This is a genomic window from Lacticaseibacillus sp. 30 (assembly GCF_053819265.1).
On the sequence record NZ_JBSOQX010000008.1, the window covers coordinates 105006 to 119487 of the forward strand.

Below are 14482 nucleotides of genomic sequence, written 5' to 3' on the forward strand. Positions count from 1 at the left end.
AGTTATTTTTTGCGTAAGAAAATCAATTTTGAGAAGAGATAATTGGCGATCACGATGATGACCTGATCTAAAATTTTGACGAGAATCTCATTACCATGCAGCCAATCGACCCCGATGATCATGATCAAGTTATCCAGCAACAAGGAGACCCCACGCAACACAAGAAAGCTGATTAACTCGAACCAGAACTTTTTCTTACTTGAGTAGTCACTGTGGAAAACGACACTTTTGTTGGCAAAAAAAGCAAAAATGACACTGACGATATTCGCCGTTGTATTGGTCAAAACTAAGCCAATACCAAAATACCGCATGGCGAAGAACGTGACAAAGTTAATCAACGTGGTCAAACCGCCGATAAACAGGTAATTGATGATCATTTCATAACGCTTATAGAGTTGAAAAAGCTTCTTCAAAACAGGCGCCTCCTATGCAAACTTTCAATAGTATACCATGGCAGGTGGGGCATGTAGAACTTCAATTGTGGGGCCATTGTGGGTCGTTCTTGCATGAGTAGATCAGAATACCGTTTTAAAATTAAAATAGAATCTGGAGAGCTGGCGGAGCGGCGATGGGCTCAGTGGTGAAATCCTTGTTGGCGGTTTACCGCCTACAAGGAGGCCGAGCTTCGAGACTGCGCGCGGGTTTTGCGCGTGGGCTCGAAGTCGTGCCCACCACTCTAGCTTCGCGGTCGCCACCCCGAATCGCCGCGTAGCCAGCTCGGACTACAGCGAACATCCCAACGACAGCAGAACAGAAAAACAACTTATTTATCAAAACAACAAACCGCAATTGATCCGTTCACCCAAGCACCCTTGCTTGAATCTCACAACGTTTCAAGGTATGATTTCCCCGAGGAGGATGACGATGACACAATCTAATAAAAAACAGCCACCGCGTAAACATCGTTGGCTTTGGCGAACCATTTTTACGCTCGGTATCCTTCTGGGATTAGCGCTGATCTTCAATGAACCCATTAAATTATTTGTGGTCGATCATCTTAGCCAGTGGACGATGGCACAAGTTGACCGTGACAATGTCAACAAAAATGAAAAACGCAAAGCAACCTTTGATTTCAAAGGGGTCAAAGCGCTTGATATCAATACAGTTGGCAATGCCGCGCTTAACCGTGACCTGCATCCTATTGGCAAAGTTGCCATTCGCAGTGTCGGTTTGAAATTGCCTATTTTTAAAGGGTTATCAAACGAGAATCTCAGTGCAGGGGCAGGCACGATGAAAGCCGATCAAAAAATGGGCGAAGGTAATTACGCTTTAGCTGGTCACTACATGACCAATCAAGGTATTTTGTTTTCACCGCTCAAAAATGTGAAGCAAGACGACATCATTTATATCACCGATATGAAGAAAGTTTACTCGTATAAAGTGACCAGTAAACAGGTTGTTAATGAAACCCAAGTTCAGTGGATTGATGATGTTGCCGGTAAGAAACTGATTACAATGGTGACGTGTGCATCGCCAACTGAAGGCGAAGTGGATCGCATTATTATTCAAGGCCAGCTTCAGTCAGTTAAAAAGGCAACGAAGCAACACTTGAAGGTTTTCTTATAATTTCGGCAAGCGCGAGCGAATGCTTGCGCTTTTTTTGATTTTGCGGCAGGCTTAGTGTATCTCGTTAAGAATGTGGGGAAAAGTATGTCAGGTTACGAAAAGTTCATCAATAATCTTCCGGTTAGGCGCACAGTGGTGTTGTTTTCAGTCTTTCTCTTGTTGTGGTTTGCTCGCAGCATTATGAGCGATATTTTGTTGACCTTCATTTTCGCGTTCCTAGTCAGCCGCTTAGTCCACGCTGTTCAGCGGCATGTTCATATTCGCCCATTTGTGATTGTGGTGCCAGTTTACATACTTGTGATCCTAGGCCTAGTCTACGCTGCAGTGCATTACGTGCCAGCGATTATTCATCAGACGATTGGCTTGTTTAATTCTGTGCAAAACTTTTATAACAGTGAGGCGTTCGCCAACAATCAGGTCATGCAATGGGTGCTGCAAAGCACGAAGAGTCTCAACTTGACGGAACAACTTAAGACTGGCGTGACCACGGTGCTACAATACGCCGGCAATATCGGCGCCATGGGATTGACGCTGTTTGTCTCTTTCATTCTTAGTTTCTTTTTCACGATTGAGCTTGACAGCTTGCCTGCGTTTGGCCAACTGTTTCTGGATTCACCGTTCGGCTGGTATTTCAAAGATCTGCAATATTTCGCGATGAAGTTTATCAATACTTTTGGCGTTGTGATGGAAGCACAAATTTTTATTGCAGTTGTGAATACCGTGATCACAACGATTACGCTACTATTCTTAAAAATGCCGAACACCCCTAGTCTCGCGATTATGGTCTTTTTACTTTCCTTGATCCCAGTTGCCGGAGCGATTATTTCCTTGATTCCGCTCACGATTATTGGTTATACAGTCGGCGGTTGGCAAGATGTTCTCACCATTTTGATCATGATTGCAGCTATTCATGTGCTAGAAGCTTATGTCTTGAATCCGAAGTTCATGAGCAGCCGGACACAGCTGCCAGTTTTCTTTACCTTTGTCGTTTTGTTAGTGGCAGAGCGGTTATTTGGCACTTGGGGATTGATTGTCGGCATTCCGATCTTTACCTTTTTCCTAGATGTATTGGGCGTCAAGAAAATTGCTGGTACGGCGCACAAGCAATCAACATACGCGAGTGTGCCGCAGCCCAAGGAGCACGATGACGATGCATAAACACCGTTGGCTGATTGTGATTGTATTGGCGGTAGCGTTGGTGGCTGCAACGGGCTTAACGATGGCGTGGGTGTATCATCAACGCCAAGCTAGTAAAATTGTGGCGCGTCCGGTGCCGCAAGCGCAAGTCGGCAAACATGCCCAAGCCTTGATTAAGAAAACGGCGTTCACGGGTAGTGTGGCTTTGATTAAAAACGGTCAGATTGTTTATACTGGCGGCGTCGGTGACGCGGATCATGGTCAACATGAAGCCAATAACGGCGAGACAATGTTTCCTTTGGCGTCGGTTGAAAAATACTTAACGGCACTGGTGATCGGTCATTTGATTGCCGAGCACAAACTGTCATTTAATACCAAACTGGCCAAGTTTTTCCCGAAAATTGATCATAGTAAGGACATCTCGATTCGTCAGTTATTAGATCACCGTTCTGGTATTCAAATGGACGAACTAACGCCTGATCAAACCTTAACCTCGGAGCAGGCTATTTTGGACTGGACATTCAAGCAGATGGGATCAACTGGCGACCACAGCTTCATTTATGCTAATGCTAACTATGCAGTGCTAGCGGGGATTGTGCGTCAAGTTACGGGTAAAAGTTTTGCGAATGTCTTACAACAAACGATCATCACCCCGCTACAACTGACGCACACCCATAACTTTACGGCGTTGACGGCGCAGATGCCTGTTGCGCAGGGCTACTTAACAGCCGGTGATAACGATTATCAACCAGATGAGCTGAGCAACGCCCTGTTGTCGACTTTGTTGGGCAGCGGCAGTGTGTATATGAGCGCAACGGACTTGGCTAAAGTCATCATTGCGGCAGAGACTGGGAAAATCATGCCGTTAAAAGTCTATCATCAGCTGATTAACGCCAATTATGGGGATGGTAATCCATATGCCAGTGGCGTGATGTGGTTAGACGACCAGCGGTTATTACAGGGAATGTACAACGACAATCCGGAAAGTTTCAGCACCTTAGCCTATTTTCGAGCCGATGCGAAAAGCGGTGTGGTCTTGTTTGGCAATCATACAATGTCAACTGATACCGTGAGTCTTGCGCAGAACCTAGAGGCATTGGTCAATTGAGTGACGACCAAAAAAATAGGCCTTAAGATCACGACACTACCCATGTGTCAGGTCTTAAGGCCTATTTTTGTCTAAAAAGCCGCTGGATTAAGCAGTAGATACTTGTCTAAAAGTTAAAGCTGCGGCCAAAATCATTGATACCTTGACCAATGCCGCCGAGAATACTTGAAAGGCCGAACGTCATGATGATCAAGAACACGATGACTAGTAAAATACCAACGATTAGATAGGCGTAGATTTTATCAAAACGGTTGGTTGACTGAGCGGTGAACAACATATACGTGCCAGAGATGACGAATAACCCGCTGCCCAGCGATAGCAGCAACCAAATCAGGAAGATTGAACCGATGTTAATCATACCAAGCATTTGCATGAGCAGCGTGAACACTGAGAAAAAGACCATCCAGTTGCAGTGAAAGGCATACTCGGTGGTAAATGTCAGAAAAGATCGGCGCCGATCGCCAAGCATGCCGTTGACGACTAAGTAATAGACGGCGACCACTGCAATCATCAGGACCGCCACTAGAAAGACTAATTTTAGGAAGGTTATCAACACATTACTAGCAATTGCGCCTGGCAATGACGACACTGCGGAACCAGTCATCAAGGCAATGGTTAATGCCAAACTAACAATCGTGATGGCTAAACTGGTTAGTCCAAAATACTGGTGATATGGTCGCGTCACAGTCGCAGGATGTTTAATGCTGTCGACCAGATAGCGCCAGTAACTGCCAGCATACTTTTTGGTAGCCTCCACCGTGGGATTCGGCTCCTCTGGCGGTGTTTGTGCTTGTTGCTGCGTTTGATCAGCCTGCTGGTAAGGCTGCGCTGTCGGTGCTGGTCCTTGAGCCGTTTGCTGACTTTGTGTCTGTGTGCTAGCTGGTTGTGGTGGCACTTGCTGCTGACTGTTGTCAGGCGGGGTGACCTGACTTTGCGCTTGTTGCGGCGTTACGGGTTGATTCTGAGCTGACGATGAAGTTAGACTGCTTGGCACTGAAGATTGTTCGCTAACAGCTGCTGTGTTGGCGGTTGAGGCTTCATTCTCAGAAGTCGGTTGTGCACTTTGAACCGCCGTTTCGGCTGTTGCAACGACACCGGCTAAACTGGTGCCGCATCGGGTACAAAATTTAGCGGTGGCAGTATTATGCGCACCACAATTTGGACAAATCTTAAACATAGTGTTCCCTCCAAAGATATGTATGAGTGCTGAATATAAAGAATGAAATTAAAGTTGTACAAAAAGAGTATAACAAAAAACTGTCTTTATCATTAACGACGATGAAATATTCGATATAACGCGCCTGCGATTAAGGCAAACGCACCGCCAAGTAAGATTAGATCCATGACACCATGAACCAATGACAACAGGCCGCTTGCATTAACCGCAACCTGCATGGCGGGAACTGTCAGATAGACGATAAAGTAAATGACGCTGATGAGCCAAACGCCAGCAATTGATAGCCAAATTTTTTTCACATGAACCTCCAGAAATATTTTCAGTAAAAGGTGACAATTATGATTGTGATGCGTGCTAAAAGTTGCCAAAAGCAAATCAAGCCGCAGTTAATTTGCGTCGTATGTTCTTTTGGCAACAATCCCTTTCCAATATACCAGAGAAAGCGGGTGCGAACTTACTGAAAATGGTGTAACATGAGATTCTGTAAACAGGCAGAAGACTGTCAAATCATAAAAGCGAGGTATTCTCTGATATGGCGAAATTAGTATTGATCCGTCACGGGCAAAGTGAATGGAATTTGTCCAACCAATTTACCGGCTGGGTGGATGTTGATCTGAGTGAAAAGGGTGTCGAAGAAGCAAAGCATGCTGGCCAATTGGTTAAGCAAGCTGGTCTTGAATTCGATCAGGCTTACACCTCAGTTTTGACCCGCGCGATCAAGACCCTGCATTACGTCTTGGAAGAATCCGATCAACTTTGGATTCCAGAAATGAAGACATGGCGCCTGAACGAACGTCACTATGGCGCTTTGCAAGGCTTGAACAAGAAGGAAACCGCTGATAAATACGGTGCCGATCAAGTTCACATCTGGCGTCGTTCGTATGACGTTTTGCCACCATTGTTGAAGGCAACTGACGAAGGTTCAGCTGCTAAGGATCGTCGTTACGCTGATCTTGACCCACGGATCATTCCTGGCGGCGAAAACCTGAAAGTGACCCTCGAACGGGTTATCCCATTCTGGGAAGATCATATTGCACCGGATCTGTTGGCTGGCAAGAATGTTATCATCGCTGCCCACGGTAACTCACTGCGCGCCTTGACCAAGTACATCGAAAACATTTCCGATGCAGACATCATGAACTTGGAAATGGCGACTGGCGAACCTGTTGTTTATGACTTCGACGAAAAGTTGAACGTCAACAGCAAGAACAAGCTGGACTAATCCAAAAATCAATTGCTTAAGTGATTGAAAAAGACGGCTGTCATTGCGACTTTTAGTTGCGAGGATGGTCGTCTATTTGTTTGCGGTCAAATTTGGTTGGGGTTGTTTGACTGGACCATTTACCGTGAGCTTATTGTTTTAAGCATACCAGCGTCTAGACAAAGTGTTCGAATTGTCTTGCAGCTAGTTGCGCCAATTGACTGACTGCTTGATAATCAGATTAACCGATTCGAGAAAAGAGGTAGTCAAGTGGCAAATTATATTCAAGAGATTCGCAGCAAAGTCGGACACATGCCGATTTTCTTAAACGCCGTTGCCGGTGCGGTGGTGAACGAGCAAGGGCAGATATTATTGCAAAAGCGGACAGATGCCGGTAACTGGAGCTTGCCAGGTGGGATGATGGAGTACGGTGAGACCTTTGTCGAAACCTTGCAACGAGAGATGAAAGAGGATGCCGGTTTACTGGTGGAACCAGTCAAGGCACTGCATACTTTCGACCAAGGATTTACAACTTATCCCAATGGTGATCAGGCCCAAATCATCTGCCGTTTTTATCTCGTCAAACCAGTCGGCGGCAGTTTGGCTGAAGCGGATCCCAAAGAAACGTTGGCATTGCAATACTTTGACTTTGATCAACTGCCGCCATTGTTTAATCAACAGTCGCGCGACATGATTAGTTTCGTTCAGGCATATCTGCAAACGCAGCAAGCACACTAGCCGAGGACATGGAAATTCAAGGTGATTTAAGAACTGGACAAAATTTGTTCAGTTCTTTTTGTTAGTTGTTGTTGACATAGACTAACAAAAGGATTAGGCTAGCACAATGTTAGTTAGATATATAAGCAGCTAACTATTTTAAATAGCTGATAACTGGAGGCACATGCATATGCAACGTTCAACCACGATGCTGGCAGCCGAAAAAAGGCAGTCAACACCAAAAAAGTTCGATTTCCGTAGTTTCATGAAACTAATCAGTACCATTCACCCACATTATTGGCAGCTTGGTCTTGGACTGCTTTTGGGATTAGTGGCGACGGCCGGCCAATTAATTGTGCCAACCATTGCCAAGTCGCTGATTAATGCGTTGGGGCATGCGGTCAACATGAATTTGGTGATTGGCGTTGTCGGGCTGTTTATTGGTTCAGCGTTGATCAGCGCGGGTTCAGGCGCCGTTTTAGGCTTTTTTGGCGAAGATGTCGTTGCTAAATTACGCAATAAGCTGTGGGCCAAGCTTTTGGTATTACCAGTCAGTTATTTCGACACCACCAAGTCTGGCGAAATCACGTCGCGACTGGTGAATGATTCTACTCAAGTCAAGGATTTACTCGCCAACTCGGTACCGCGCATGGTCACAGCCTTGATGCAACTGATCGGTGCGCTGATTTTGATGTTGATGATGGATTGGAAAATGACGGCGATTATGTTTGCCGTTGTGCCGCTTGTTATTCTGATCTTCCTGCCAGTTGCCACTCAGTCGCGTAAGATTGCTTTTTCACGACAAGAGAATCTGGCAGCTTTTAGTGGCGAGGCTGGGGATGTGTTGGGCGCTGTGCGCTTGGTCAAAAGTTCCAATGCTGAAGCAGTCGAAAAGAAAACCGGTGATGCCCGCATTGATCGTTTGTATCGCTTGGGCTTGAAGGAAGCAGTTTATGACGCGGTTGCCCAGCCAGTAATGACGACGTTAATGATGGGTATGATTGTGGGCGTGCTCGCATATGGTGCCAGTCGGGTTGCAAGTGGGTCAATGAATATGGGGACCTTGTTTGCTTTCTTAATGTATCTCACCCAGTTGATTGGGCCTTTTTCAACGCTTGGACAGTTTTTTGCTGAGACAGCAAAAGCGAGCGGGTCAACGGCGCGGATTGATGAGTTACTGCAACAACCTGAGGAAAGTCGTACAGGTCGCCCGCTAAAAGATGCCAGTGGTCAAGCTTTGACAATGTCGCATGTCAGCTTTAGTTATGATCAGGAAACGCCGGTGCTAAAAGATGTCACGGTGACAGCGGCACCTAATCAGGTCATTGCCTTTGCCGGTCCGTCTGGTGGTGGCAAGTCAACGATTATCAGTCTTTTAGAACGCTTCTACTCGCCTGATAGCGGCCACATTTTGATCGGGGATCAGGACATCGCAAATCTGAATGTTGAAGATTGGCGTGAACAGATTGGGCTGGTTGGGCAAGATGCAACAATTATGGCAGGTACCATTCGTTATAACTTGACGTATGGGGCAACGCGCAACTATACAGATGAAGAGTTATGGCATGTGCTTGATATGGCGTACGCAAAAACCTTTGTTGAGGCCATGCCGCAGGGACTCGATACTGAAGTCGGCGAACGTGGTGTCAAGGTTTCCGGCGGTCAGCGACAGCGACTCGCCATTGCCCGCGCCTTTCTTCGCGATCCCAAGATTTTAATGCTCGATGAAGCAACTGCTAGTCTTGATGCCGAATCAGAAATGATGGTTCAAAAAGCATTAGCTAAATTAATGCATGGTCGTACAACGATTGTGATTGCCCATCGACTCAGCACGATTATGAATGCTAATCGGATCTACTTCATTGAAAATGGCACGGTGAGCGGAAGCGGCACACATGAGGACCTGATCAAGTCGCATCCAATTTATCGCGAGTATGTTAAAGATCAGTTCGGAAAGGCCGCGTAAACGTTAAAAGTAGGTAGTCTTGGCAAAAACTAACTAACGGATTATACTCATGCTATTAGTTCATGGGATAGTAGACTAACTAAAAGACAAGGAGAATAGCGATGACAAAAACATCAGAAGATTTATTGAAGGCCTTTGGCGGCTTAATTCAAAAGCGTCCATTCATGGGTGCCGTGGCTAGCAGCTTGCGTTTTGGTGATCGACAGCGCCAGCCCAATCAATTAAGACTCTTGCGGCTGCTTGATAATAAAGGTGAACTGACGAATTCAGATTTGGTTGAGGCGTTGGACATTCGGCCAAGTTCGGTTTCCGCTTTAGTTCAGAAACTAGAGGATTTAGGGTTGATCAGCCGCCGCGAGTCCGAAACCGATAAGCGCGTTCAGCTAATTGCGCTCACTGATGACGGCAAAAAATTTATTGAAACGACGGGTAAACTGAAGACGGATTTACCTGATCAAATTTTCAGTGGTTTGTCCGAAGAAGAGCAGGCGCAATTACTGACGTTGATTGAAAAATTGTCTGCCGATTTGGCAACTAGGGATGACCTTAGCTGGCCAGAAGGCAAACAGTTCGATGACATGCGCGAATGGGCCGCACGGTTCCATCACGGTCATCACGAGCATGGCCCACGTCGCGGCTACCCAGGTGGCTTCGGCGGCGGCCCACGAGGCTTTGACCATCGATTCTAAATAGTGACTTGAATGGACAGGCTGCGATTTAATTGACAGCTGTCAATATGGACGGCTGATTTTCCGCAATTCATAGGGAAATCAGTCGTCTTTTGTTTTCTCGCGGATATTTTGGAGAGATTTAAAGATCACAATGCCAAGGCAGAGTAGTCGACGACTAGATGAGGCGGCTCGAAGCACCGGCACCGTGCTAGCCCCGCGTCGTCAGCCCTCTCTGACCAGAGGTTGTGACATTTGGGACGACAAAGAACTTTTAGTCTGCAGCTTTTTCCATGATCCAATCGCGCATCTTTGCTAAAAAGTTGGCCAATACTGACAACTAAGTGAGTTTTCGTTAAAAAACTTCGCCGAAACTTTACTATTAGCCGCGAACCATGCAAGATGAATCTAATAGCATGAAAATGGAGGGAACTAGCTTGGCAGAGACGATGCGTTATTGTCCAAATTGCGGTTTCAAAATACCGGCTGGGACCAAATTCTGTCCGAATTGCGGCGCAGATTTGACAATCTTCAATGCTCGGGTTGCTGGCGAGACGGACTTTGGTCGTGAGCAGTCACAACAACCAGCTGCATCTGAACCGGTTCGTGAACAGGTACGAGGAGAACGCTCACGCCGACAGCGGCAAAGTGGTTCAACCAGCATCAAAAAGAGTCTGGTCCTAACTGACGATAGTTTCGATCATTTTATCGATTGGTTGGCAACTCACATGGTGTATACCCTGATCGGAGTCATGGTACTTTTTTGTGTCTTTAGTTTTTCAACGATCGCTGGATGGGTGTTGGCAGTTGGCTGTGCTGTCGCCATTTATGTTGTTGCAAATCGCCGACCAGTGGCGTCTTATACTAGTCGCTTTAACGATGACGATTCAGGCGACTCAGATGATGATATTTGGACAGCGCCGCGGCCAGCAGCGGGTCAATCGGTGCCACCGTATCCTAATCCGTATATGACGCAGCCGGACAATGGCCCGATGGCGCAGCAAGCACAGAAAATGAGCAATCGTTCGCCGCATTGGTGGTCGCACCTTGGAACCACAGCAGGCCAACCGAGACGAAGAGGCGGCATCATTTGGCTGGTTTACTTAATCGCGTCGCTAGTGGCATTTACAGCGGCCTATGCCTGGCCATTTGGTGCTGGCAGTGTCGCCACGGCCAATGTTGGCGGCAGTTTGTATGATCTTGTCCGCAGTGCTGTCACCTTGGCGGAAACTGCTGCAACCAATACTGGCGTCGCTTCGCCTCAAACCAATCTGCCATACTTAGCACTTATTTTAGCGGGGATAGGCCCAGTGTTAGGCCTTTTGTTCGGACTTTTTCGGTCACGCGGGATGATGCGGTTTGCTGGCATGTTAGGTTTGTTAGGCTACGGGGCCTTATATTTTGCCTATGCGCCGTTGATGAGCAGTGCCAACAACCAAATTCAAGGTTTGCTGAATCCCGGCATCGGGTTTTCTGTCGGTATTGGCGCGGCGTTGGTTATGTTCGTCACCGCCCGGTTGTTGCCGAGAGACTGATGGTGTTTTCGATCAAAAAATAAAAGATGTTCTGTAAATGCCGTCAGTGTTGTAGGATTAAGAAGTAGGTCACAACTGTCGTCAGTTCCTGGGGGTAGGCACTTGAAAAAAGATAAAGGAAAGTCAAGGCGTGCTTGGTTGCTGGTATATCGTGGGGGCTTAACCTGTGCATCGCGGTAAGGCATGGGTCTTAGCTGGTTTCGGTGTGTTGATGTTTTTGCTAATAGGAGCATTTATTCGACATTCTCAATCGGCGGAGCAGCACGCGCCTGCGACTGTTAGTCGTCAGCGGCAGTCAGCCATAACTAAGCAGTCTAGCAGGAAGACGCAAGCAGCATCGACACCGTCACAGACCGCTCCTTCTATTGCGGGGTCAACGGTAGCGCAAACAAGTAGCAGCTTGGCGGCGTTCACCTTTTTCGCGCCAACCCTACAGCGATCTTGGTCATATATGGCCTATGTGCCAGCTGGCTACGATCCGCACAAACGCTATCCATTAGTGCTCATGCTGCACGGAATGGATGGCGATGACACCAATCTGGTCCAGTTAGTGGATTCGAAAAGCTTACTTGATGAAGCTGTTAATTCGACTGGTCATCCAGCAGTGGTGGTGTTTGTGGATGGTGGCAATAGTTTTTACGTTGATTCGCCAGCAGAAAAAATGCAGACGGCAATCATGCAAGATTTACTACCACATTTAAAGCAACAATTTGCGCTTTTATCGCAGGCGGATGCCTATGCGGTTGGCGGCGTGTCGATGGGCGGCTATGGTGCCCTAAGACTGGTGCTAGCCGAACCTCAACAGTTTCGGATCGTCGCGGCTTTGTCGCCTGCAGTTTGGCAGCAGGTACCTGAAGCGGCCCAATCACGAATGCCAGCCTTTTTAACTCATGGCCAATGGGATCAGGCCCGTTGGGATGCCGATCAACCTGCCAACATGCTGACGGCAGACCGACTTGCTGGTTTGAAAGTTTATTTGGCGTCAGGACAAGCTGATACAACTGTGCCATTTACTGATGTCACTCATTTTGCCTCACAGCTTCAGGCAGTGGGGGTGACACCGACTACTAGCTGGTCAGCGGCTGGCACACATGGATTTAACTATTGGCAGCAGGCGTTGCCAGCAGCGTATCAGTGGTTGCTGCAACAGCTACCAAGAGCAACAACCAACTAATATTTAAAAAAAGCTGCGCTAGCTTGCAGCAAAGAAATTGAGGGGGCGTTTTTTTATGGAATATTGTCCAAATTGTGGCGTACAAGTTAGCGCTGACGAAGCCTTTTGCCATAATTGCGGGTTTAATCTTGCCCAATATCGTGCTGAAAAGGGTGGCCTGGCACAAGAACAACCGGCGCAAGGACAAGGTAGTGAAGTGAATGGTCAGATGCAAACCAGTCAGCCATCAGGACAACAGCCACTGGCTTCAGGGGCTGTGCCGCCGAATGCGACGCGTCGGCGATCAAATGGTGGCGGTGGGCAGAAGCAACCGCATGGCCGTCCTTGGGTCATTGTTAGTATTGTGTTGGTGGCAGCTGTTGTTTTGCTAGCAGCTTTCTTATTCTTTCAAAACCGCCAGCAGCAAGCTCGAACTGAGGCACTGGATTCATCCAGCTCAGCGGCGGCGAGTGCCTCTGCTTCGTCAATTGCGGCTGCATCCGCCTCGGATTCACGAGTGGCTGAATCAACTTCGGCTTCGGCCTCTCAAGAAGCAGCCAGCGAATCACTCGCCAATGCCCGTGAATCGGCCGAAGATAGTCGCGATGACGATGAGAGTCGCAGTGACAGTGATTTAAGCAATCGTGAAGTTGCGCAAATGGCGGCCGATTATGACGATTTTGATTTGGATGACTATCGCGTCGAGGTGACATCTCCGGCAACTAACATGAAGGAAGTCGATGTTTACGATAAAGATAGCGGCGCCTTGCACGGTAAATACCGCTATGATGAAATCCATGATCAGATGAGCAAGTTTAACGATGATTCCGGTAAGTGGACGTTAATTCATGGGGATGATGACTAGTCGTCAGACTTGAAATATACGATGATGAGTGAGATTCTCCGAATTAAATATTGAAAAATAGTCGGTTCTAACGATGGGATTCTTTTCGTTGGGACCGACTTTTGTTTGGACAAAACTGACGGATAATGATCCAGATCCGTCGCAGGGTATGCATTTTCTGAGTAGGCATGCGGCGGTGCTAATGACCTGACGCATTTTTACAAAATAAAACAATGCAGCATTAAGGTGTCCATGAAACTGTTGCATATGAAACAGAAAGACGTATACTGGTTATCATGGAGGTTTTGATAATGCAAAGTGAATCGAACATTTCCGGGCTGGTTTATCAGCTCGCAAAACTACAGAAGTATTTTTTGAATCAACATTTAAGCAATTTGGATCTCAATAGCGATCAAGCCAAGGTGCTTACGTTTATTGCCGCTAATCCAGGCGCTAATCAACGACAGGTCAGTGTCGAATTAAGTCGGGGACCGGCTAGCGTATCTAATTTGATTAAAAGTTTGATCCAACGCGGGCTTTTGGAAAAACGAATGGCACCGCACAGCGAACGTGAGCGGCAACTGTTTTTGACTGATGAGGGCGAGACAACCGCCGAGCAAGTTCGTGATTTGTTTCAAGTACTGGAAAAGGCCTTTGCGGCAAACGTGCCTGATCCAGAAGCACTGACGGTGACGTTGAAGCAAGTGTTGAAAGCCTTGCAATAACCTTGCCGGCGTTTATGACCCTTTGAAGGGAGCAAAATTATGTCTTTAACCATCATTGAACGACGCAACACGAAGAAAGAACTGGCAGCTAACTTTAACTTGGCTGGCGTCACACTTGAGCAAGCTGCCCAAGATCTTGCGACCACGCCGGAGCATGTCGAAGCGGTTTTGCAATTGCAGGTTGATCAAATTGAAGAGCCTTGGATTCTTCGGAATTACCTCAACAAGCAACTTGCTGCACAAGGGAAAACGCCGCTACCTTACAGCCGCCTACAAGGCGATCCGGCCGTACACTGGTTTTTAAATACTGATTTGATTGCCAAAGGCCGATTAAATTAAGTCTCGGTAAGTAAAATAACAAAAACATCAATTACCCCTTGGCGCCTGCTGAGAAACATGCTACACTATGCACAAATTACAGCAAGCAGAAAGGTGTCCCTTATCATTGATTGGCGCGACGAATGAGGAGTTATTCGCTTTACTTTTCCCTAAAAACTTCCCCACATTGCTAGTGGCAAAGCAGGCACGGCGGATGCTATGCATCCGCGCGGCCCATGGCAATGTGGAGGCCGCACGGTTATTACGCGTGCGAGCCACTCCAATCCGGGTTGTTTACGCGGTTAAAGCGAGTCACTAAGAAAAAAAGTGGGTTGGTAGTCCGGCTGTTTAAGTCGGGCTTTTTTTG

Annotated in this window: 16 protein-coding genes; 13 read left to right on the forward strand and 3 right to left on the reverse strand. The window is 47.1% G+C overall.

What is annotated here, in order from left to right:
- Positions 1–2 precede the first annotated feature (2 nt).
- Positions 3–413, reverse strand: a complete 411-nt coding sequence (locus tag ACWPAB_RS07325; protein ID WP_003566836.1) for a GtrA family protein — start codon at positions 411–413, stop codon at positions 3–5.
- Between the two features lie 451 nt (positions 414–864).
- Here ACWPAB_RS07325 and ACWPAB_RS07330 point away from each other — a divergent pair, with 451 nt between their 5' ends.
- From ACWPAB_RS07330 to ACWPAB_RS07340, 3 genes are all read left to right on the forward strand, one after another.
- Positions 865–1566: a class A sortase gene (locus ACWPAB_RS07330; RefSeq protein WP_003566834.1), complete on the forward strand. Its 702-nt coding sequence runs from the start codon at positions 865–867 to the stop codon at positions 1564–1566.
- Positions 1567–1650: 84 nt separating this feature from the next.
- Positions 1651–2724 carry an AI-2E family transporter gene (locus ACWPAB_RS07335; RefSeq protein WP_003571106.1) on the forward strand — a complete coding sequence of 358 codons (1074 nt, stop codon included), beginning with the start codon at positions 1651–1653 and terminating at the stop codon, positions 2722–2724.
- Positions 2717–3811 (forward strand): serine hydrolase domain-containing protein, encoded by a 1095-nt coding sequence (locus ACWPAB_RS07340; protein WP_003580388.1) that lies wholly within the window; start codon positions 2717–2719, stop codon positions 3809–3811. Before ACWPAB_RS07335 ends, ACWPAB_RS07340 begins: the two co-directional genes overlap by 8 nt.
- Positions 3812–3917: 106 nt before the next feature.
- On the opposite strand, the gene ACWPAB_RS07345 is transcribed toward ACWPAB_RS07340, so the two are convergent.
- Together ACWPAB_RS07345 and ACWPAB_RS07350 are read right to left on the reverse strand one after the other, a co-directional pair.
- Positions 3918–4988: a zinc ribbon domain-containing protein gene (locus ACWPAB_RS07345; protein WP_003575963.1), complete on the reverse strand. Its 1071-nt coding sequence runs from the start codon at positions 4986–4988 to the stop codon at positions 3918–3920.
- A 92-nt stretch (positions 4989–5080) separates the two neighbouring features.
- Positions 5081–5287, reverse strand: a complete 207-nt coding sequence (locus ACWPAB_RS07350; RefSeq protein ID WP_003566793.1) for a hypothetical protein — start codon at positions 5285–5287, stop codon at positions 5081–5083.
- A 233-nt stretch (positions 5288–5520) separates the two neighbouring features.
- Between ACWPAB_RS07350 and ACWPAB_RS07355 the strand changes: the two genes are divergently transcribed.
- The 10 genes from ACWPAB_RS07355 to ACWPAB_RS07400 all read left to right on the forward strand — a co-directional run bounded on the left by ACWPAB_RS07355 (position 5521) and on the right by ACWPAB_RS07400 (position 14434).
- Complete coding sequence (locus ACWPAB_RS07355; protein WP_003566791.1) at positions 5521–6210, forward strand: 2,3-diphosphoglycerate-dependent phosphoglycerate mutase; 690 nt, start codon at positions 5521–5523, stop codon at positions 6208–6210.
- Positions 6211–6459: 249 nt separating this feature from the next.
- Complete coding sequence (locus ACWPAB_RS07360; RefSeq protein ID WP_003585393.1) at positions 6460–6927, forward strand: NUDIX hydrolase; 468 nt, start codon at positions 6460–6462, stop codon at positions 6925–6927.
- Between the two features lie 169 nt (positions 6928–7096).
- On the forward strand, positions 7097–8872 hold the full coding sequence (locus ACWPAB_RS07365) for an ABC transporter ATP-binding protein (RefSeq protein ID WP_003580380.1): 1776 nt from the start codon (positions 7097–7099) through the stop codon (positions 8870–8872).
- 101 nt (positions 8873–8973) lie between these two features.
- Positions 8974–9561, forward strand: a complete 588-nt coding sequence (locus tag ACWPAB_RS07370) for a MarR family winged helix-turn-helix transcriptional regulator (protein ID WP_003566788.1) — start codon at positions 8974–8976, stop codon at positions 9559–9561.
- A gap of 416 nt (positions 9562–9977) precedes the next feature.
- Positions 9978–11075: a zinc ribbon domain-containing protein gene (locus ACWPAB_RS07375; protein WP_003580377.1), complete on the forward strand. Its 1098-nt coding sequence runs from the start codon at positions 9978–9980 to the stop codon at positions 11073–11075.
- A gap of 166 nt (positions 11076–11241) precedes the next feature.
- A complete protein-coding gene (locus ACWPAB_RS07380) occupies positions 11242–12249 on the forward strand; it encodes an alpha/beta hydrolase (RefSeq protein WP_003580374.1) in 1008 nt (335 codons plus the stop codon).
- 55 nt (positions 12250–12304) lie between these two features.
- Positions 12305–13093: a zinc-ribbon domain-containing protein gene (locus ACWPAB_RS07385; RefSeq protein ID WP_003580372.1), complete on the forward strand. Its 789-nt coding sequence runs from the start codon at positions 12305–12307 to the stop codon at positions 13091–13093.
- A gap of 290 nt (positions 13094–13383) precedes the next feature.
- Positions 13384–13797 (forward strand): MarR family winged helix-turn-helix transcriptional regulator, encoded by a 414-nt coding sequence (locus ACWPAB_RS07390; RefSeq protein WP_003580367.1) that lies wholly within the window; start codon positions 13384–13386, stop codon positions 13795–13797.
- Between the two features lie 39 nt (positions 13798–13836).
- On the forward strand, positions 13837–14136 hold the full coding sequence (locus ACWPAB_RS07395; protein ID WP_003585389.1) for a DUF2316 family protein: 300 nt from the start codon (positions 13837–13839) through the stop codon (positions 14134–14136).
- Between the two features lie 106 nt (positions 14137–14242).
- Positions 14243–14434 carry a hypothetical protein gene (locus ACWPAB_RS07400; RefSeq protein WP_003566781.1) on the forward strand — a complete coding sequence of 64 codons (192 nt, stop codon included), beginning with the start codon at positions 14243–14245 and terminating at the stop codon, positions 14432–14434.
- Positions 14435–14482: the final 48 nt, after the last annotated feature.

Bases quoted from the DNA above. Each gene is read 5' to 3' on its own strand.
- ACWPAB_RS07335 (WP_003571106.1), top strand. From the start codon at position 1,651: ATGTCAGGTTACGAAAAGTTCATCAATAATCTTCCGGTTAGGCGCACA.
- ACWPAB_RS07345 (WP_003575963.1), bottom strand. From the start codon at position 4,988: ATGTTTAAGATTTGTCCAAATTGTGGTGCGCATAATACTGCCACCGCT.
- ACWPAB_RS07365 (WP_003580380.1), top strand. From the start codon at position 7,097: ATGCAACGTTCAACCACGATGCTGGCAGCCGAAAAAAGGCAGTCAACA.
- ACWPAB_RS07355 (WP_003566791.1), top strand. From the start codon at position 5,521: ATGGCGAAATTAGTATTGATCCGTCACGGGCAAAGTGAATGGAATTTG.
- ACWPAB_RS07340 (WP_003580388.1), top strand. From the start codon at position 2,717: ATGCATAAACACCGTTGGCTGATTGTGATTGTATTGGCGGTAGCGTTG.
- ACWPAB_RS07330 (WP_003566834.1), top strand. From the start codon at position 865: ATGACACAATCTAATAAAAAACAGCCACCGCGTAAACATCGTTGGCTT.
- ACWPAB_RS07390 (WP_003580367.1), top strand. From the start codon at position 13,384: ATGCAAAGTGAATCGAACATTTCCGGGCTGGTTTATCAGCTCGCAAAA.
- ACWPAB_RS07385 (WP_003580372.1), top strand. From the start codon at position 12,305: ATGGAATATTGTCCAAATTGTGGCGTACAAGTTAGCGCTGACGAAGCC.
- ACWPAB_RS07370 (WP_003566788.1), top strand. From the start codon at position 8,974: ATGACAAAAACATCAGAAGATTTATTGAAGGCCTTTGGCGGCTTAATT.
- ACWPAB_RS07395 (WP_003585389.1), top strand. From the start codon at position 13,837: ATGTCTTTAACCATCATTGAACGACGCAACACGAAGAAAGAACTGGCA.